This is a genomic window from Siphonobacter sp. SORGH_AS_0500 (genome assembly GCF_031453245.1).
Lineage (GTDB): Bacteria > Bacteroidota > Bacteroidia > Cytophagales > Spirosomataceae > Siphonobacter.
The window spans coordinates 171,160-191,407 of the sequence record NZ_JAVIYT010000008.1 but is presented as its reverse complement, the minus strand read 5'-3'; the positions used below and the strand labels follow the sequence as shown (position 1 = coordinate 191,407).

Annotated in this window: 12 protein-coding genes; 1 reads left to right on the top strand and 11 read right to left on the bottom strand. The window is 45.1% G+C overall.

Going from position 1 to position 20,248, the window contains the following annotated elements; all coding sequences use genetic code 11:
• Positions 1 to 5 precede the first annotated feature (5 nt).
• From QE357_RS24085 to surE, 9 genes are all read right to left on the bottom strand, one after another.
• Entirely contained in the window at positions 6 to 1,346 is a 1,341-nt protein-coding gene (locus QE357_RS24085; RefSeq protein WP_309713600.1) for a DoxX family protein, read from the bottom strand.
• An 11-nt stretch (positions 1,347 to 1,357) separates the two neighbouring features.
• Positions 1,358 to 2,701: a RagB/SusD family nutrient uptake outer membrane protein gene (locus QE357_RS24080; RefSeq protein ID WP_106636166.1), complete on the bottom strand. Its 1,344-nt coding sequence runs from the start codon at positions 2,699 to 2,701 to the stop codon at positions 1,358 to 1,360.
• A gap of 9 nt (positions 2,702 to 2,710) precedes the next feature.
• Complete coding sequence (locus tag QE357_RS24075) at positions 2,711 to 5,785, bottom strand: TonB-dependent receptor (protein WP_309713983.1); 3,075 nt, start codon at positions 5,783 to 5,785, stop codon at positions 2,711 to 2,713.
• A gap of 431 nt (positions 5,786 to 6,216) precedes the next feature.
• The gene (locus tag QE357_RS24070; protein WP_309713595.1) at positions 6,217 to 8,022 is read right to left on the bottom strand and encodes a family 16 glycoside hydrolase; all 1,806 of its coding nucleotides are present in this window, start codon (positions 8,020 to 8,022) and stop codon (positions 6,217 to 6,219) included.
• 27 nt (positions 8,023 to 8,049) lie between these two features.
• Positions 8,050 to 9,318, bottom strand: a complete 1,269-nt coding sequence (locus tag QE357_RS24065; RefSeq protein ID WP_309713592.1) for a Gfo/Idh/MocA family oxidoreductase — start codon at positions 9,316 to 9,318, stop codon at positions 8,050 to 8,052.
• A gap of 70 nt (positions 9,319 to 9,388) precedes the next feature.
• Positions 9,389 to 10,846 carry a replication initiation protein gene (locus tag QE357_RS24060; RefSeq protein WP_157830255.1) on the bottom strand — a complete coding sequence of 486 codons (1,458 nt, stop codon included), beginning with the start codon at positions 10,844 to 10,846 and terminating at the stop codon, positions 9,389 to 9,391.
• 2,829 nt (positions 10,847 to 13,675) lie between these two features.
• Positions 13,676 to 14,527, bottom strand: coding sequence for a hypothetical protein (locus QE357_RS24055; protein WP_106636062.1), 852 nt, complete (start codon positions 14,525 to 14,527; stop codon positions 13,676 to 13,678).
• 1 nt (position 14,528) lies between these two features.
• On the bottom strand, positions 14,529 to 15,473 hold the full coding sequence (locus QE357_RS24050; protein WP_309713585.1) for a ParA family protein: 945 nt from the start codon (positions 15,471 to 15,473) through the stop codon (positions 14,529 to 14,531).
• A 409-nt stretch (positions 15,474 to 15,882) separates the two neighbouring features.
• Entirely contained in the window at positions 15,883 to 16,617 is a 735-nt protein-coding gene (gene surE / locus QE357_RS24045) for a 5'/3'-nucleotidase SurE (RefSeq protein WP_106636064.1), read from the bottom strand.
• Positions 16,618 to 16,821: 204 nt separating this feature from the next.
• Between surE and QE357_RS24040 the strand changes: the two genes are divergently transcribed.
• A complete protein-coding gene (locus QE357_RS24040) occupies positions 16,822 to 17,724 on the top strand; it encodes a diacylglycerol kinase family protein (RefSeq protein ID WP_309713580.1) in 903 nt (300 codons plus the stop codon).
• A 45-nt stretch (positions 17,725 to 17,769) separates the two neighbouring features.
• Here the strand turns inward: QE357_RS24040 and QE357_RS24035 are convergent, their stop codons facing one another.
• Together QE357_RS24035 and QE357_RS24030 are read right to left on the bottom strand one after the other, a co-directional pair.
• The gene (locus QE357_RS24035) at positions 17,770 to 18,801 is read right to left on the bottom strand and encodes a cytochrome d ubiquinol oxidase subunit II (RefSeq protein WP_309713576.1); all 1,032 of its coding nucleotides are present in this window, start codon (positions 18,799 to 18,801) and stop codon (positions 17,770 to 17,772) included.
• A 51-nt stretch (positions 18,802 to 18,852) separates the two neighbouring features.
• A complete protein-coding gene (locus QE357_RS24030; RefSeq protein WP_309713573.1) occupies positions 18,853 to 20,184 on the bottom strand; it encodes a cytochrome ubiquinol oxidase subunit I in 1,332 nt (443 codons plus the stop codon).
• Between the last annotated feature and the right edge of the window lie 64 nt (positions 20,185 to 20,248).

The window sequence follows — 20,248 nt, the reverse complement described above, 5'->3', positions numbered from 1 at the left end:
GGCGTTTAGAGTTTAAGGCCTTTCCGACGACCGACTTTTTTAGCTTCATGAATCAGGTATTTCTTATCCAACCGATCCAATACGACCCGGATCGAATCCCGATTTTCATTCAATCCCGACAGTATGATCAGATTAGCTGATGGACGCTCGTAATGCAACACCAGCGTTTCGGTTTTATAATGGCTGTTCTTGTTGTTCAGGTGAAGCGTCTGATGTTCCGTATCAATTTGATAGGAATAATAATGCCGCCCTATCGAACCCGTGGACTCGTAATTGCGAAGGGAATCCTCGGCGAAAATTTCTTCCGTATTCAGTGAATCAATCAACACCGGACGGTTGGAGCGAACGCTCAGCGTAGCCCATTTTTCAAAAACCACGTCTTTCCACCGGAGCGAATCGGTTTTGGAATAGGGTAACTCATTCCCATTTACTTTAAAACTGCTCACATTATACACGCCCGCTGCCTGAGTTAAGCCCGGTTGTTGGGGATACTGATACGGGCCTTTTTGGTGACTCGCATAGGTTTGGTAACCGTAGAAAAAAACGAAGAAGATGATAAACCCAGCCTTAGCCAGGAGTCGGCCCGTCCGTTGCCAGTTTTCCGAGAATACGGGTTGGAAACGGTTGGGTACGGTTGCCCTTTCCAGTGATAACAGATTGAACAGACGGATGGCATCGAAAGAAAACAGGAACAGAGCCAGACTGATCAGATAAAGGCTATACACGTATTCGCCCCCCTCGTAAGCCAGATTAGAGAAAAAGACGTTTCCGGTGAAAGGCAAAATGATGAGCGTAGCAATGGTTGCCGTTTTACGATGCAACAACAGTAAACCGCCCACGATTTCCATTAAACCCAAGAACGATTCATAGGTAGGTACAACACCCAGACTGATGGAAAACAGCTTCCAGGCCGAAAAATCGCCGTAGTTCGTATTCAGGTGACTCAGCGAAGGCAGCGGCGACTGTTCCGGGAAAAACTTAAGGAATCCATACGCCAGAATACCCACGGCCAAGCGGTAACGCACCAGCACGCGAAGCCAGTAATAGAGTCGATTATACTCCGTGGAAGTTTTATCCAGGGCCGTCCAGATGATTGAACCAACTACCGCGATACCAGCGACGATACCCCAATTGAGAAAACTGTCTGCTCCACTAATGAATTTAGGACTGTACCGCGAAAGGTAAAAAATCTCCCGATAGCCTAAACGATCCCAACTCAAGAGCTGAGCGTAATACTTGTAATCCAGCGGAACAACCTGAATGAAAAAATAAATAAAAACAAACCGGAAGAGAATTTTCTCTGCTTCAGTCCATTGGGACGATGACACTTCAAGCGTAGCTGCCATAGCGATTGAGATTAATAACCTTCGTTTTGAACAAGTGCTTTGTCTACAAGTAACTGGTCAATGGGTAAGGGCAGAACGTAGCGGTTAGGGTCGGTTACTCCTAGTACGGCTCCCGCCCGGTTCGTGCGAACGAGGTCAAACCAGCGATGCGGTTCCAGGGCAAATTCCAGCCGGCGTTCGTTTTCGATAGCCAGTAATAAAGCATCGGCAGTAGTGGCGGTGGTCGCGGTTAAACCCGCCCGATCCCGAACCGCGTTGAGATCACTAGCCGCCTGGGTTAGCTTATTCTGCTGCGTCCGGGCCTCGGCCCGAATGAGGTACTGTTCAGCAATGCGTAAGACGTAAGAAGGATCTGAACCGGGGTTGCGGTAATACAGATTGCCGTACCAACGATTCTGGTTATCCTTCGCAATTAAGGTGTTACGGTTTCCTGCTACAGAGGCATCATTGAGCAAGGTTACCAGAGCGTCGCTCGGTGCCCACTGGCGGGTACCACCGTTTGTTTGCGGTTGCCACTGCCCCCGGTGAGCATTAATTTCGGTGGTTCCGTTATAGAAAATCTCAAAAATGGATTCCTGGGTACCGCGAACGTTATTCGCAAAAAAGGCACTGTAAGGTTTAATCAGACTATAATTGGTTGTTTCACCGATCAATTTGGTGGCATACGCTTCCGCCTGAGCCCAGTCTTTCTGATAGAGATAATACCGGGCTTTTAAGGCCCAAACCGTTTTCTGCGTAGCCCGGTAGCGATCCACCGTATTGGTTAACAAAGGCTCAGCAGCGTCCAGATCTTTAAGGACCTGAGCGTACGTTTCAGCCTGGGTGCTACGGGCAATACCCCGGTTATCCGTCGGACGAACAGTAGGCTGCGTAATGAGCGGAACGCCACCCCAGATACGAGCCAGGTCGAAATAAGCCAGTGCCCGAATGAAGTAAGCTTCGCCGATGTACTGTTTTTTCAGGGCATCCGTCAGCGTAGGATCGGTTACTTCATTAACCTTCACAATAACGTTATTAGCCCGGTTAATGGTTTGATAAATAGCAGTCCAGACACCGCTGACCATGCCATTATCGGCGTTTACCCGGTGGTTAATAAATTCCTGCACAATTGACTGCGAGCCCGTCCACTGCACATTATCACCCGACAAATAACCGATGGCCTGAAAGTTGGTCCCATAGTAATTACTGCCAGCCAGAGCACTGTATACGCCACGAACGGCGGTTTCAGCAGAAGATTTATCGGTAATGGTCACGGCATCCGAAATGGATTCCTTGGGTTTCACGTCCAGAAACTTCTGGCAAGACGCTAAAGCCGTGATACTGAATAACGTAATAAGATAGGTATGTACTTTCATGGATGTCATTTATAAAGTCACGTTAATACCCAGTTGCAAACCCACGGGCTGGGGTGGCGTACCGAGATCAATCCCCTGCTGGTTTTGATCACTGCTGGCACTTGATTCGGGGTCGAGACCCGTGTATTTTGTCCAGAGCCAGAGATTACTGCCCGCCGCGTAGAGTCTCAGGGTTTCGAGACCTGCTTTTTTCGACCAGTTTTTCGGGAACGTATACCCCACGGTGAGCGAACGTAGTCGTAAGAACGAGCCGTCTTCCAGCCAACGACTTCCGCCGTCCCGGTAATTATTCACATTTACGCCATCAGGACGAGGCACGTCAGTAATGTCGCCGGGTTTCTGCCAGCGAGCATTGTTACTCGCGAAAATCACGCGAGCGGCATCGCGGGCTCCCCCGCCCTCGCCAAAGAATTTGTTATGATTGTAGATTTTATTCCCGTACGAAAACGAGAAGAACAGATTCACATCAAAATTTTTGTAAGTCAGGTTATTGGTCAATCCACCGAAGAGCTTAGGCCAGATGCTACCGAGAATCTGACGGTCAGCCGTAGTAATTTTTCCATCTTTGTTTACGTCTTCATACACCACATTACCCGTCTGCGGATCGACGTATAACTGCTTGTATACCCAGAAGGAATACAACGGCGAACCCTGTTGTTGAAGAATCAGATCACGACTGCCATACCGTAAAGGCGTTTCGAGTTTCTCGATGTTATTGACGTTACGAGCCAAATTCAGACTCGTGGTCCATTTCAATTCCGGCGTTCGAATATTCACCGATTGCAAGGCTACTTCAAAACCTTTGTTACTGATTTCAGCGGCATTACTCCAATACGTGCTAAAACCAGTAGTACTGGGAAGCGTTAGCAGTAATAGTCCGTTCGTAGTGTATTTATTATACACGTTAAATTCAGCCGATAACCGTCCGTCAAACAAGGACGCATCCAGACCCACGTTCCATTGCCGGGTTTTCTCCCACTGCAAATCGGGGTTGCCTAACTGTTGGGGAGCGATCCCGGGATTTCCCTGATACGAAGCTCCACCGGTCCACAATCCCTGTGCGGCGAAATTACCAATACCGTTCTGGTTACCCGTTATCCCGTAACTAGCCCGTAATTTCAAATCACTCAGCACCGGTACGCTCTTCAAAAACTCTTCCTGACTGATTCGCCACGCAGCTCCGACGGATGGGAAGTAGCCCCATTTCCGGTCATTACCGAAACGCGAAGAACCATCGGCCCGAACGCTGGCATTGACCAGGTATTTTCCAGCGTAATTATAATCGGCTTTGGCAAAGAAGGAAGCCAGGGTGTTCTTACTCCAGCTCTGCGAACCAGCCGTGGTAGAGGCCGAAGAAATCTGGGTAAAGGCATTGTTGGCAAAACCACGACCTTCGGCGTAAGTACGTTTCAGTACATCGCTTTGCAAGCTATTCCCTACTAAAAGTCCAAAACCGTGTTTACCGACTGTTTTGCGATAAGCCAGCGTTTGCTCATTTAACAGACTGGAGAATTGCGTCTGTGAAGAAGTCGCTAAACCCGAAGGACTTCCCGCAATGAGCAGGTTGTTCCAGTATTCAGATTCGTCGTAACCATTATAGTCAACCCCGAAACTCGTGCGGAACTTTAAGCCGGGTAACAATTCAGCTTCGCCGTAGAGGTTACCAATGTAACGCAGGCTGATGGAGTGAACGTCATAATTCTCAAGCAGTAGCGTTAGGTTATCAAAACCTGCCCGGCCTACCAGTACGCCATTTTCATACGGAGAAAGATACGTAGGCGTATGTAAGGCCGCTTGCAGCAATCCACCTTGTGGGCCATCCCCGGCCCGGGCCTGATTGCGGTACGTTCGACTCAGAATGTTACTCACCCCTACCTGCACTTTGTCATTTACCTTCTGATCGAGGTTAATCTTAAAGCTGGCTCGTTCGAAGTTGATGGGCTTAATGATGGCTTCCTGCTGGGTATAACTTCCGCCAATGTAATAGCGGGTATCGTTAGTACCTCCCGCCAGCGAGAGATCATAGTTTTGCAGATGGGCCGTTCGAAAAAGTTCACCTAATCGATCATACGTTTTTTGCTCTTCGGGTAAGCCCCGACCGCCTTCACTGACAGGCCGGAAGGGACGATTTGCTTCGGTACGATTGAGTGAGGGCGTATCTTTTCCGGTATTAATCCACCATTCGTTAACTAATTGAGCGTGTTCGGGGCCAGTGGTCAAGTCCCAAAGCCGTGCGGCCTTATTCCAGCCCGTCGAAGCGTTAAAACTAATCTTTGGTTTCTGATCGAACTTACCTCTTTTGGTGGTAATCAGGATTACCCCATTGGCCCCGCGAGAACCATACAGAGCCGTTGCCTCGGCATCTTTCAGAACCTCAATACTTTCAATGTCATTAGGATTGATGTCAGCGATGGGAGACGTGGCTTTCCCACCTGTCCCGATGGACTGCAAACTGGTATTGTTGATAAAAACGCCATCTACGACGTACAGAGGATCATTATCGGCATTAATTGAAGTCGCTCCGCGAACACGAATATTTACCGTTTCGCCGGGAACGCCCGTATTACTGGAAATCTGAACGCCGGGAATTTTACCCTGTAGCTGGGCATCGAAACTTCCCGTCGGTATATTTTTTGTTTCTGAAGGATCAATCTTGCTAATTGAGCCAATCAGATTTTTACGCTCCTGAGTACCGTACCCTACGACGATAACCTCACTCAACTGACTTTGCTCAGGCACTAACTGAATCCGTAGATTCGTCTGATTACCAACCACAATTTCCTGGGTTTTATACCCGATGAATGAGATAATTAATCGCGTAGAAACTTCGGTGTTTGGTATTTGAAATTCCCCATTGGCATTCGTCGTGACTCCCTTCGAAGAGCCTTTGATCTGAATATTTACTCCAGGGATACCACTGCCATTCTCATCGAGCACTTTTCCGTTAATCTGAATGCGGGGCTGGGAATATACGTAGGCATGGGTTTCAGGAGGTCGGGCCGCAAGCCCACTACTCAGGCTGAGTCCTCCTGCAATAAGGGTTAACCTCCATGATAAGGGTACGGAAGACAGGTAAGGTTTCATCAAAATCTTGCTCTTCAAATGGTTTTCAATAACATATTAATTACTAGTAGATATATAGAATAAATAGACTATATATCTAAGACTTCAACAAACTTTCCAAGGCATGAGCAAAGTATCAGGCGGAATTTGCTCAGTCTTTGAGGTTTATAAGATGATTATCCTATTAAAGTGTAGGCAGAACCAAAGATCGAGGCAAAGGTAGAAGGGCATTTTTTAAATACAAGTATAATCTATAGATTTTGTAGACTAAAAATCAATTTTATGCGATTACATGATCTATTGTCTGTTTATGATTTGTACTTCAGAAATAGTTATTCAATCTATGCATACGTACGGTAGCTAATCATCGCCACGTGAGCCAAACCAAAGCCCCACAACTAACGATATAAACTATACGTTATTTGTGGGGCTTTGGATGAGAAGCGAAATGCTTATAATTCTTTTACTCGCATGTTTCGGAATTTTACGACTGATCCGTGTCCCAGAAAACCGATGTGGCCGGATGTTCTTTTCAGTCCGGGGTGTTCTTTATGATCCGGCGTGCCTTCTTTGGTGGCTTCAGCCGTGTCACCATCCAAGATGGTCACTCCATTCAGGACGACCTTTACACGCGTGCCTTTCAGCGTAACTTCTTCGGAGTTCCATTCGCCTACGGGTTTCATCGCCTCCCGCTTCGCCGGGATGATCCCGTACACGGAACCGTGGTATTGGTACGGTTGCAGGTTTTTATACTCGAAAGCATCATTATCCAGAATCTGAAGTTCCATGCCGGTATACGCCGCATCTCCCTCAAGCGGTGCCCGCACCCCCAGACCATTATTGGCTCCTGGGGTTAGCTGAAAATCAAAACGGAATACAAAATCAGCGTATTCATCTTTGGTGTACAGATTTCCCTGGCCTTTACCCGAAGGGCGAATCACAAGGTTTCCTTCTTCGATGATATAATCCTGCTTGTTACCCGTCCACTGCTCCAGATTGGAACCATCAAACAGGGTTTTAAAGCCTTCTTTCTTTTCCTCCTCTTTCAACCCATATAGTTCGGGCATGATGGAAAGATGTTTCCGCAATTCTTCCTGTAAAGTACTGGAAATGAAAGGAAAGGTTTTGGAAATGAGTTCACGGTCTTTAAACGTGCATAATTCAGGAAGATCCAGCGATAACTCGGCTACGGTTGTGGCGGCTGTTTTCTGAAGTTCTTTTGTTTCCAGAAAAGTACTGGCCAAATACAAGGCCGCCGGATAATCCACCTGAGCCAATTCTTTCAGAACTACCCGTTTCTGTTCCGTAGTCGATGCTTTTTCCATCGCCTGCTTCAAAAGATGGAATTTATCAGCCGCAGAATAGTCTGATTTACTAACTCGCTCTACAAAAGCCGTAAATGCCGCTTTATTTGCCTTCTCCAGCACGATCTGCTCCGCAGCCAACCTCGTCTGCCCTTTCGATGATTTAATAAGCTCCAGAACGTTTTTCTCCACTCCGGTCTGCTTTGGGTTCTCGCCTGCCCGCTTTAGCCACAACAGATACGCATTCGTTGCCTCGCTGGGATCGTACTCGTAATGAACCTTTGAAGCCTGAGCCAGCAAAAGGGGCTGAGCCGAGGGGAAGCCCAGATTTGCCAGTCCATACAGTGCCAGTTTTCTCACGTTCAAATCCGGGCTTTTAGCCCATTTGAGAAAGAGGGGCTGAGCCGTCTGGATTCGCATTTTTCCAGCCGCCTCAAGCACCGCTAGTTGAGCGGCTCCTTTTGAGGCTGGTAAAGCTGAAGCAATGGCTTTCTGAGCGGCGGGCGTGTTGATACTGACTAAAGCCCGAGCAGCAGGATCGGCCAAACGTTCATCACTCAGGTAAGTAGCCAGTGTAGGTACGGCCTCGTCTTTGCCCACCAGTTGTAATTGGGTAATGAGAAAAGCTTGTGCCTCAGGATCTTTACTGGCTTTCAGAGCTTTCTGATAAGCCTGTGAACTGCGTAGACGATCTGCCGGGTGATTACCTTTGGCCACGTAAGCCGAGTAACTCCATAATGCAAATTCTGCCCGGCTATGGTCGCCGGGTTGATTTAATCCTGCAGCCAGTTCAAGAATTCCGGATTCTCCTGACTTATTGAGTTCAGTTAGAGCCGAACGCAAATGCTCCGCATCTGCGGCGGGAAACTGATCCAGCGTCGTTTCTATTTTATCACTTTGAGCCCAGGCTACGGAAGGAAATACCAGACTGAAGAGTAACCACGTTTTTTTCATGATTGAGAGCGATTTACGAACGAACATCTATGAACCCATAACCCAGGGTGCCCGCATGGGCTGATCAATGAGGCGATTAGCGGCTTCATCATCAATAAATTCCTGACGATCAGGATCGAATTTGAGTGAACGTCCCAACCGTAAAGCCACAATGCCCATGTTAATAAGCGTACAGGACCGATAGCCATTCTGTTCGTTCAGGGCAAAAGGTTTACGTTCCCGAACCGACTCCAGAAAATCCGTTACCTGTGGGGACGGGTCTGGAAAGGCGTCCAGCTTTTTCTTCAAATCAGGAATATCTGATTTGAATTCAGGATACAATTTCCCATTCGGTCCTTCGATGTAAGGGATGCCTTCGTCCTTCCCTTCTCCATCAAGAATAATTTTGCAGCCATCCGCATACGTGTATTCAATTCTTCGCCAGGTACCTACAGCCTCGGGATGCTGCTGAGGAGCATCAATTTCTACGCTGATTGGGCTTTCGTTATCTTTTCCCAGAAAATATTGAATTGGGTCCAGGTAATGCTGGCCCATATCGCCCAGCCCTCCCCCATCGTAATCCCAATACCCGCGAAAGGTGCCATGCACCCGGTGAGCATTGTAAGGCTTATAGGGTGCCGGGCCAAGCCAGGCATTATAATCCAATTCGCTGGGGACGGGTTGCTTTTCCAGATTGGTTTTACCCACCCAGTAAAATTTCCAGTCAAACCCCGTGTGTTTACTAACAGTAACTTTTAACGGCCAACCGAGTAATCCACTTTCAACCAGTTTTTTAATGGGACGCACGGTAGTTTTCATCCCGTAAAACGTGGATTCGAACCGAAACCAAGTATTCAGGCGAAACATACGACCGTATTGTTCCACGGCTTCCTTGACCCGTTTGCCTTCGCCAATGGTTCGGGTCATGGGTTTTTCACACCAGATGTCTTTCCCGGCTCGTGCGGCATCTATAGCCATCAGGCCGTGCCAGTGCGGCGGCGTAGCAATATGAACAATATCGACTTCGGGTAACTGAATCAGTTCCCGGTAATCTTTGAACGTTTTAATTCCCGCTCCACCAGCCAGTTCTAGCCCTTGTTTCAGGTGGGTTTCATCCACATCGCAAAGAGCGACTACGCGAGTGCCTGCGTAAGGAATATGCCCTCTCCCCATCCCTCCCAAACCAATAATTCCTTTTGTTAACTGATCACTCGGAGCCAGAAACCCCTTGCCCAAAACGTGACGGGGAACAATACTAAACAATGACAATGCAGCCGCAGACTTGATGAAACTCCGGCGTGTTTGCAAAGTAGTCATAGAGGTCAAGGTTTGTTACAAAAACGCATACGAGCTGGTAAGGTAATGAAATGTACTTCCTGATAAAAATTCAGGCAGATAGTTTGATTTCCATTTCCTTTAGCCTGGGTAAATATTTCTTTTCGAGAACGCTCAGTTCATCCTGACAATAGGTACGGGCTAACTCCCAAACGGCGGTGGCAAACAGCATTTTTTCCTTGTAGTTCTGCTCATCCGTCATTTTAGGATCGTACGAAAACGGAACCGTCTTTTTGGCTTGCTGAAACAATTCCATCCGTAAACCCGGGCGAATGGATAAGAAGTCGCGAATGAGTTCATACTGCTTTTCGTACCATTGACTTTTCAGGCGATCCAGCTCATCCTGAATCGCTTTCCGGTCTAGTTGAGGAGCTTGAGTAACCGTCTTAGGTGCCTCTGCCCCACCGAATAAGGGCGGAGACAGAATGAGCGTATTCAGATACCCTCCAATATTCTGAATGGACGAGTTTTTCTTTCGGGTCTGTTTCAGCGTGGTTTGAATGCTGGTACGAATGTGTTCAATTGATGACTTACTCAGCCACTGCAAAACGGTCTGATCCGAAACGTAGTTTTTGACCAATGCGTAGATTTCGTCGAAATACGGTACCTGAGGAACTTCTTCAGCGTATGGAATCTCCTCTGGTTCTTCGACTTTGGTCGGTTTGCTGATTTTCAGAAAAGGCTTACCTGGCGACTGGCTTGCGTCGTTTTTAGTGATGTTATAAAAACGAATCGCGACTACCGCATTAGATTTCAGTTTAACGGGTAACTCGTAAGGATAATTTTTGGCCTGTACCCCTTCGTATTCAAACCGAATATCGGTGTATTTACGCAGGTCTTCCTTCGCCTTCTCCAGCACCCGATCCCGAAAGTGACCGTAGAGTTTATATTCTTCTTCCATGCCCAGCATGGCTTTCAACTCCTGCAATTCAATGGTTCTCTCCCCTAGTTTCTCGTACTGCTTGAGTAGCTCATAGATCCGAACGGTATAAGGGCTGGACAAATCGAGAATGTTTGCCATTTCGTATACAAGATACCGTTCTTTCAGCTCAATTAAAAAAGGTTTTAAATCAGGGTGAAAGGATACCTTCAGATAAACCCGGTCGTCGTCGAATCGTTTTGACTGCACAATTTTCCGATGCACATCGTCAGGCGTTTTAATACCCCCAATGATGGGTGTTTCCAGCGTTTCGTACACGCCTTCTGTTTTTACTTTGAGTTTGATGATTTTACTCATCAATCCTCTAGCCCCTTCTTTCAGGTCATCATAGGTTCGTCCATCCTTGCGAAGGCCGAAATCCTGAATAATGTCCCGAAAGAATATTTTATACTCCTTGAAGTCGCTATCTTCCCAATCAATCATGGAAATCATTTTGGCAAACACACGGGTTTCCCAAATCGTAAATTTGTAATGAGCTTCCACCAGAGCGTTAGATTTACGAATCAGAACGACGGTGTTGTTTCGCTTTTTCTTACGGACATTTTTACGAGTAACAGGCTTTTTATCCACTTCCAGACGCGATTAAAGGACTTACATCAGAGGTTTAGGGAAGCGATCTCAATAAGTATCACAGATTCCACGTCTGCAAGGTAATAAACTTGCGTGATTTTTGTGATACTTATTCGTGCATTTTGTGATAGATGCACGTGCATTTTGTGATACTTAGACGTGGAATCTGTGATAGTTCATCCCAAAATGTGTTCATAACACATTGATAGTGAATGATTTACAAACTGATTTTTTAAGGGAAATATATATAAATAATATATAAAAACAGTCAAACAGAAATTGATGATGATTTTTTGAAGGGTTTTTAAAGGTGAAATGAAGAAAAAAGTAAATGTTGAAATGGAGCTTATGATTGGAAAATAGAATGGAAGTGTTTTTGTGATACTTGAATATTCAGGTTCCGGGCACGTGCAAATTGTGATAGTTTCTAACTTAATGTATGTAAACTATTTATAATCAGTACTTTAAATAGGTTTCATAAGATGACAATCGTACAATAGCTATCTCGCATCCTACAAACTATCACAATTTGTGAGTGCCCTCTACCAAACTTTCCCACGTGGTTTTAGTGATAGACTTGCTGGGGTCTCCTATCCATCTTATTAACTATCACAATTTGTTAGAGATAATCATCTGTAAATCAATGGAATGACTCATATGGTTTAGATTGTAGGAAGTTTATAGAGAGTTAACTATCACAAATTGTGAATTCTGTACGGAAGGCAGTGGCGGATAGTGAATGAAATACTAGGAACAAAAACTATCACAATATGTTAGCAGTAATATCTTTAGAATGAGGAAGTTAAGGCCTAATGATAATACATGATGAATAAGGGCTTTGTTACTTTTCTTTTTACTCAAACTATCACACATTGTTTTTTTAATGTATTGAATATTAGATAGTTAACTAACATTCATGTTAACGATCTTGATCAGTTTTAGTGAAAATAGCACGCTTGAAGTTTCTAATTCATTTGTCACAAATTGTGATAGTTGCTCTATTTCTTAGCCTTACTCCCTGTTTACCAGCTAATGAGTAATGTTTTGTTTTTCAGGATGCTTTCTAAGATTATACCTGCTCCTCAATCCTAACGGTTTATCTTCCAGACATTCAATAGTCAGCTTTGAAAGGCTTACAAATTTTACTCACAATTTGTGATAGTTCGCCTACCTCCTACTCGCTTCGGAACAACAGTTATTGAATCAATTAATTATTAGGAGAGTTATTAACCTGATGGGAAGACTCATGAATAGAAAGAGAAGACGAAACTTATCTATCACAAATTGCCCTCAATAATTAGGGAGAGTCACCAACGAAAAAGTAATTAATTTACTTATTTAAGTATATGAGTAAGATTGTGTTTTTTATCTGAATTATATTATAAAAAATGCCTTACGGCTTTGTCCTATTTATACTAATAACTCAACTCAGATTTAACCTGATGTTTGTACTTGAAATGAAAGTGATGGGCACTAGCTATTTGATCTATAACTCAATTCATAGCGGCTTAACCTTGAGTCACCGATGTACTAAGGAAGACTTACCTTTTGTATGGACATCGTTCCCATAAACTAACATAGGAGCCTTTGTAAGTTTTCGCTGGTGCTCGTTGTAGGAGGCTTACCTTATCTACTATTCAGCAAAGGATGAGCTTCATCATTAGTCCAATTAGTCTGGGGCGGCAACTGGTGACAAACGCATACCAACCAAGTGAATGGTCCATCATTCTTGCCATTGACTAATTGTATGCATACTGATAAGGTTGCTTTCAATCCTGAGTTAATCACCGCTCTACTTATCAATAATTTTTGAAAGATTTAAAAAATCAGTCACTGCTCTTATCCAACCAAAGGGACACGCTGTCCCTTTGGTTTTGTGTTTTTCAAAATTATGAACGGTTATCTAAAATTTATACTTGCAGAAGCCAACTCCGAATCATGGCTTCTGAAACCTTCACGGATAGAGAATGGCAAAGTAGGTAAGCTTCATTTTAGATCGCAGACTTGAGAGCCTAACGGCAGATGGGAACGTGCCGTTAGATAGGGACGAGATGGAATCTCGCAACAGCTGGTCGTAATTCGTCTCTACGCTTTCAAAACCAAAATTTGTGTTAAACTGCGTTTACAATTTTACAGATTCGTAAATAGAAAATCGTAGTTACTCGGCTAGAACCGATCGACTGCGGGAAACCAAGCGAAGAAGCTGAGGGCCTTTTGTGGCTTTACTTGGTGTAGGGAAAATTTTTCGTTGGTGCATGTTGCTTCCCCGGATTACATCCGGGGCTATCCAGCCTGGGGCTATCCGTGTTTAACCCCTCCAGGGTTATTTGTCATAAGACGATTTGAATAACAACTCCAGCGGGGTTCAATATCAATAGCCCCGGATGTAATCCGGGAACACGATTGCGGGCGGTTAGCTCTGCGTTATAAACTAAATTTTCCAACTATCATCTCTAACCTGGTAAAAAACCTTCTGTAGAAGGGGACGACGCTACGAGTTAGTAAAGTTTCTGCATAACCCAAGACGTTCCCAAAGGGAAGGAGGCTCTGGTTGCTCGATCAGATGGAAACGCTGTTTTTAACGGTAGTTCACAGAATGAACCAATGAATGAAAAGACAAAGGGACAATGTGTCACTTTGTGTCTACTGAGCCTATGACACAAAAGGAACAGACAGTTTCTTTGATCACATAGAGAAGCAAATAATCGATACAAAAACCAAAGTGACAGCTTGTCCCTTTGTCTTAGAATAAGCTAATAAAAAAAGCAAAGTGACAGGCTGTCACTTTGCTTTTGGAGACTAAGATGTGAAAACCAAAGTGACAAGCTGTCACTTTGGTTGGAGTAAATTTTGGAATTGCTGAATGCGTTGAACCAAAGTCTCGCAAATTTCTTTAGTTAAAGGACCAGAAGCTAAAGTCTTGATTTCCAATTGTAATTGTCGACGTTCCGTCACATCTTCTGAAAAAGGAGATGCGGAAATGGCGTTCTGAACCTCTTCAGGTGTATTGAATAATTGTTTCGTTTTAACCTTTGAAATCGCATTAATACTAGCTTTGGGAAGCTTCTGTTTACCCGAAAGAATATCGCTTTTAAACTCAGTCGTAAGCTTTTCCAGGCCTGCTGCAAAGTCTCCGTCCCGCTTGATGGTTCGGCTGCTCACGCCATATTCCTTCCCGAGATTAACCGAAATATTTTCCTGCTCGGGGGAATATTGATTACCTCCCCGTACATTTTTCTGCTGTAAATACCGAAGTCCACGCAGGTAAGAAGCTTGCTCAGGAGTCAGATTACGGCGGCCCAATTGGTGGTCAATCATGTAATCCTTCACCTCAGCCATAGACCCGAAATGAACTAGATTAATCCGAAAATCCAGGTGATGGGTCTGAACAATGGAGAAACGGTTATGGCCGTCAATCAGAATATAAACGGGCAATGACTGTTCGTCAATCCCGGCAATGGAAGTAGTCGTTTCCCAAATCGTCACCGGGTCCTTTACGCCATGTTTCAGAATGTTCTGTTCGAGCTGCTGAAGCTCGTCGGGCGTAAGGGGTGGAATCAGCTCTTTTAATTCCTGAAGAATCGTGATCTGACTTTTAATATGTTCTTCGGAAGACAAAATGGAAGGTTTCAGATTCGTCGTCTTTTCCTTCATTAAATTCATGAAGTCTTTTTTAGCCATATTAAAGAGCGATTAGTTCAGTTGCCAGCTTATCATACTGCTGCCAGGAAACCGATTTGGGTGAATAGGTATATAGGTCTTCTTTCGCCACCTGCGACTGCTTAATGACGGTTGAGACTTCAATAATGGAGTTATAGATTGGGAAGTTTTTGTAATTCTCCCGAATATGAGACATCATGCTCTTGTGCACACTCTGGTTTTTATGAACCATAGTAAACACGATGCCTTTTACCGTAAGCGTAGGATTGATGTAGGTTCGAATTTCAGCGATTCGGTTAAATAAACTCTCTACGCCGTGATACGCACTGGCTTCAGGCTGAATAGGAACGACACAGGAAGTAGAAGCAACCAACGAACAGGTAGTGCAGATACCGAGGCTGGGAGGGCAGTCAATCAGAATATAGTCGAAATGCTCACGGACTTCTTCCAGTTTTAACGCCAAACGCCGATCCGCCCCAATGGCATTCGCCAGTTCTGACTCTTTATACGCCATGCGTATATCAGAAGGCGTTAGATATAAGGTATCTGTAATTGGGATGAGTGGTAGGGGAGAGTTATGCAACAGAGCATCGATGATTTGCTCCTGTGGATCGTGCACACCGAAACACTGGGATAGGTTACCTTGTGAATCCATATCAATAAGTAACACCCGATTGCCGAGCAAACTCAGAGCTTTGCCAAGGTTAATAACCGTTGTCGTTTTTCCGACACCACCTTTGTGATTAACGATGGAAATAACCTGAGCTTTATTAAGCTGATCGTCGGAATAACCGTATTTCCGCAGAGCTGTATCCAAGGCCTGTAAATGTTTAGCTGGAATATCGTTCTGTTCAGAAAGAGCTTTGTGAAGAGTTTTTGAAGGAATTCCCGCTTCTTTTTCGATTTGGGATAAATTCAAAGCGGGTTTAGATTTTAAAAACCGGATCGCTTTTTCAGGCGTAAGCATAGGCTTTAAGGATAAAATTTTCTCTATGACAAATATAGAAAGAACTTTTTTTATCCAAAATTATAGAGCCTTTCAATTGATTTATTTGAAACAATAGATCCCGCATTAGTGAGGAATCTATGAAAAAGAAGATTTCAATTTTACTGTGAATGACAGAATCGGAAGTATAACGGCAGGTAGAAACCTGCCGTTATACTTCCGATTCTATCATCTCGAACGAAGGGAGAGACCTTCTATTGGAATGGGACGGGGCTAGCTTAGTGAAGTTACCGCCTGCCCCCAAAAGTCATAAGATTCTTCGCTCTGAATGACAGTTTTTGAGATATAAACGAACGCCCTAAAGAGTTCCTTCCTGCGTTCGGGAAACCAGCCTATCAACGACCGCTTAAATGTTTACGGATTCTAAATTTTAAACACTGGTATTCGATACGCGGAGCAAAGCTTGTTCGTCAGTCAGATCCAGTCGCAACGGAGTTATCGAAACCAGGTTATTTTCAACTGCCCAACGATCGGTACCTTCTTCGGCAGGTTCCAGCGGAGATACCGTAAACCAGTAATGTTTACGGCCCATAGGGTCAACCCCCGGAACCACATGGCCATCGTATTGGCGAACGGATTGCCGCGTCCAAACCAAATCCGTAGGGTTAGGGGGGAAGTTGATGTTAATAAGATTCGATAGGTTGTCTTCTAATGCCAGGGCAATGGCTTTTTCAACAAAAGGAGCCAGAGCATCAAAATCCGGGTCAGCATTACCTACGGGTGTACTGAGGGCAATGCCTTTCAGGCCAAACAAAGCCGCTTGTTTCGCTGCTGCCAGTGTTCCCGAGTGCCACATGGAGTTACCCAGGTTAGGACCCATATTAATACCCGAGAGAATTACATCCACGTCCGCGTACAGGTGCGTGCCCAGAGCGACACAGTCGGCAGGGGTGCCGTTAACCCGGTGAGCAGAGATATTTTCACCGAAAGAATTCGTTGATTTTTTTATAGTTAAGGGTCGCGAATGCGTAACGGCATGACCCATTGAAGACTGTTCAACATCAGGAGCAACGACGTATACTTCGCCAAATTTGGTAGCGATTCGGGCTAGAGCCGCAATGCCCGGACTATAAATCCCGTCGTCATTAGTGACTAAAATTCGCATAACAGTAATGATTAGAGAGTTTTGAATGCAGTAGGATTGCATGCAAGAAAACCAGGGCAGGGGAGAAGTGAGTAGATTTGAGGAGCCTTTTCTACTTCTTTTTAACGAATACAGATATTTCAGAGATTGTTTTCAAATGGTTCATTAGCTATTAATGGCTTTACCTAAAGAATCAGTACTCAGCACCACTATATACTTCAGACGATGACTCTGGCTATAAAAACTATAAAACTCATTCACAATCCGTCCGCAGGGGAAGAGGAGCATTCGGAAAGGCAACTAATCCAAACGATCGAAAACGAAGGCTATCATTGTGAGTACTCTTCGGCCAAAGATGAAGACTGGCCCCAACATCTGCCCTCTGCAACCGATCTATTGGTGGTAGCCGGAGGCGACGGCACTGTTCGAAGCGTGGCTAAAGAATTGGTATTAAACGGAAGCGTTCCCACTTCTATTCCTTTTACGGTGTTACCACTCGGTACTGCTAACAACATTGCAAAAACGCTGGGAGCAATGGAAGATACCAAAGACCTTATCAAATCCTGGAAAGAAAAAGTCCCGCAAAGTTTTGATGTGGGTTTTATCAGGGGGTTAGCGGAAGAACATTTCTTCATTGAAGCCTTTGGCTGTGGACTATTTCCACGATTGATGCAGGTAATGAAAACGGTAGAAAAACCGGAGAAGCCGGAAGAAGAACTCAATTTTGCCTTAACCGTTTTGTATGAATTAATCATGACAGCCGAAGCCCGGGATTGTCAGTTGCAGGTGGATGGTCAGGATTATTCCGGAAAATATATCCTTCTGGAAATCATGAATATCAAATCTATTGGCCCCAATCTGGCCTTGGCTCCTTATTCAGAATTTGGCGATGGATGGTTTGAGCTGATTCGTATCAGTGAAGAAGAAAAAGAAACGTTCGGAAAATACATCCTGAGTTTATGCGATGGTTCAGAAAAAACATTTCCTTTTCCAGCCATTAAAGGACGTCATTTCAGGATTCGTTGGGATGGGCCACACGTACACGCCGATGATGAGATCCTGGAAAATGTTCCAGAAGTAACGCTAGCGATAGAGAATCAGAAAGGTTACCTGAACGTATTAGCCTAAAAAAGGCGAACTCTCCGAAAGAGTTCGCCTTTTTTACTAATGAGCCTAGACATCTCCGTACACCGTGGAATCTTCTCTATCTTTATTTTGAAAACTATACATGAGATAAATCAGAAATGGCAGGATGAATAGACTTCCCAATACTAAAGCCCAACCTAGAGCAACGATGGTTTTGTCGTCACCCTTATGCTCTAAGAGCGACAGGTAACCTCCGTTTTTGAGTAAAATGATATTAGGGAAATGCTGATAGGTCGCCACAAAGAGAATCATCATTACCTGAAACCCAGCTAATATTCGAAGGATATTATTAAATCCTTTACGGGCAAAAAACCAGAGTGTCATGACTGAAATGGTTGCCGCTGCTACGCCCAGGATTCCCCAAATCTCTCCGAATACCCATTGAATCAGAGGAATGTTCTCCCAATAAGCGGCGGTAAACACAATAACTCCACAAGCAACGGCGGCCCAGTTCATCATCCAGGCCTTCGCCATAAAACGCTGCCGCTCTTCTGGTGTTTCGGTTTCTCCAATTAAATAAATCGAGGCCAGATAGCCGCAAATGGCTACGGTAAACAGCCCGACAGCCACCGGAAAAGGGTGAAGCCAACTGAAAATGTAAGCGTCCAGAAAAGAAGTCGCATTCGGGTCGATATGACGTGAAACGCTGCTCCCGGCAATAATACCCAGAAATAGAGGAGTAATGAGGCTGGAAACGGCAAAAATTCGATTGTAAATATGCTGCATATCATCTACTACGGCGTCGTAATGCCGAAAAGTGAAAGCCGTTCCCCGGGCAATAATTCCCAATAGCATGATGGTTAATGGAATGTGCAGATTAACCGACATGGTGGTGTAAATGGCCGGGAAGCCCACGAATAAAATCACAATGGCAATGATGAGCCACATATGATTAGCCTCCCAAATAGGACCGATGGCCCGATACAAGATCTTACGGGTTTGGGTTCGGTTTTTGGAAGAGGTAAATAACTCAATAATCCCAGCTCCAAAATCAGCTCCGCCTAGCAATAAATAGAGTAAGATAGCTGCCCACAAAAAAACAATCACGACGTATAACATAACCGACAGTGTTAATAGGAGAATGTTGGATTTAGTTACTAATCAGCTAGTTTAATGAGCTTCTTTAATACCCGTGGGGAGATCGTACAGCGTATCAACCATTTTAATCTGTCGGTAGAGCATGAATAAGGTAACCAAAGCCAGCGAGACGTAAACGCCCGTAAAGAGATAGAAGGAATAGGCAATGCCAGGCATAGGAGTAACGGCATCGGCGGTTCGCATCACTCCGTGAATAATCCAGGGTTGGCGGCCCACTTCCGTAACTGTCCATCCGGCTTCTACGGCGATGAAACCAATGGGCGTAGCCCAGGCAAACAGCTTGAGTAACCAGTTGCGTTTCAGCCAGTCTTTTTTGATGAACAGAGCCGTTCCGAAAAGCAAGGCAATCAACATCATGACCATTCCTAGACCTACCATGATTTGAAAGGCATAATGTGTGATGCCAATGGGAGGCTGATCCTGAAGCGGAATCTGATCCAATCCTTTTACTTCGGCATCCACATCACCATGGGCCATAAAACTGAGTAATCCTGGAATTTTTACTGCATAATCAACTTTCTGGTTTTCAGGGTCGGGAATGCCACCTACGATGAGTGATGCTCTTTTTTCGGTTTTAAAATGTGACTCCATTGCTGCCAGCTTGGCCGGTTGGCGTTTGGCAACGTCTTTCGCTGAAAAATCTCCACTTAAAGGCTGAAGGAGAGCGGCTACGCACCCAAAAATGGCGGCTATCTGGAAGGACTGGCGATGAAACAAAACGTTTTTCTTACGAAGAATCATCAAGGCATGAACGCCAGCCACTGCAAAACCCGTCGCTGCAAAGGCGGCCAGACACATGTGCAGGGCTTGTGAAAACCAGGCTGCATTGAACATGGCTTTGATCGGATCGATGTTCAGGTATTGGCCATTGACGTAATCAAAACCCGCTGGACTGTTCATCCAGGCGTTCGCTGAAACGACTAAAATTCCTGATAATAGCCCACTGATGCCTACGATAACCCCCGTAATCCAGTGAAACCAGGGGTTAAATCGACCCCAGCCGTACAGGAAAAAGCCCAGAGCGATGGCTTCAATGAAAAAGGCAGTTCCCTCCAGCGAGAAGGGCATCCCGAAAATGGGCCCGGCGTGCTTCATGAACGTAGGCCAGAGTAAGCCTAACTCGAAGGATAAGACCGTACCAGAAACCGCACCTACGGCAAAGAAAATGGCTACTCCTTTACTCCAGGCTCGGGTAATATTTTGGTAAACTATATGGTGGGTCTGGAGCCAGAGGTAATGCGAAACGGCCATAAAAAAAGGCATGACCATGCCAATACAGGAGAAAACAATATGAAAGCCCAGCGATAGGGCCATTTGGGAACGGGCGGCGATGAAATCATCCATAGGCGTAGTCATTCACTGATTCATACTCGATTTTTGGAGAAATATAAGGGATCGGGAAGAGGTT

Coding starts and splice junctions, on each gene's coding strand:
- QE357_RS24070 (WP_309713595.1), bottom strand. CDS start 8,022: ATGAAAAAAACGTGGTTACTCTTCAGTCTGGTATTTCCTTCCGTAGCC.
- QE357_RS24035 (WP_309713576.1), bottom strand. CDS start 18,801: ATGTTATACGTCGTGATTGTTTTTTTGTGGGCAGCTATCTTACTCTAT.
- QE357_RS24080 (WP_106636166.1), bottom strand. CDS start 2,701: ATGAAAGTACATACCTATCTTATTACGTTATTCAGTATCACGGCTTTA.
- QE357_RS24030 (WP_309713573.1), bottom strand. CDS start 20,184: ATGGATGATTTCATCGCCGCCCGTTCCCAAATGGCCCTATCGCTGGGC.
- surE (WP_106636064.1), bottom strand. CDS start 16,617: ATGCGAATTTTAGTCACTAATGACGACGGGATTTATAGTCCGGGCATT.
- QE357_RS24075 (WP_309713983.1), bottom strand. CDS start 5,785: ATGAAACCTTACCTGTCTTCCGTACCCTTATCATGGAGGTTAACCCTT.
- QE357_RS24065 (WP_309713592.1), bottom strand. CDS start 9,318: ATGACTACTTTGCAAACACGCCGGAGTTTCATCAAGTCTGCGGCTGCA.
- QE357_RS24050 (WP_309713585.1), bottom strand. CDS start 15,473: ATGCTTACGCCTGAAAAAGCGATCCGGTTTTTAAAATCTAAACCCGCT.
- QE357_RS24040 (WP_309713580.1), top strand. CDS start 16,822: ATGACTCTGGCTATAAAAACTATAAAACTCATTCACAATCCGTCCGCA.
- QE357_RS24055 (WP_106636062.1), bottom strand. CDS start 14,527: ATGGCTAAAAAAGACTTCATGAATTTAATGAAGGAAAAGACGACGAAT.
- QE357_RS24085 (WP_309713600.1), bottom strand. CDS start 1,346: ATGGCAGCTACGCTTGAAGTGTCATCGTCCCAATGGACTGAAGCAGAG.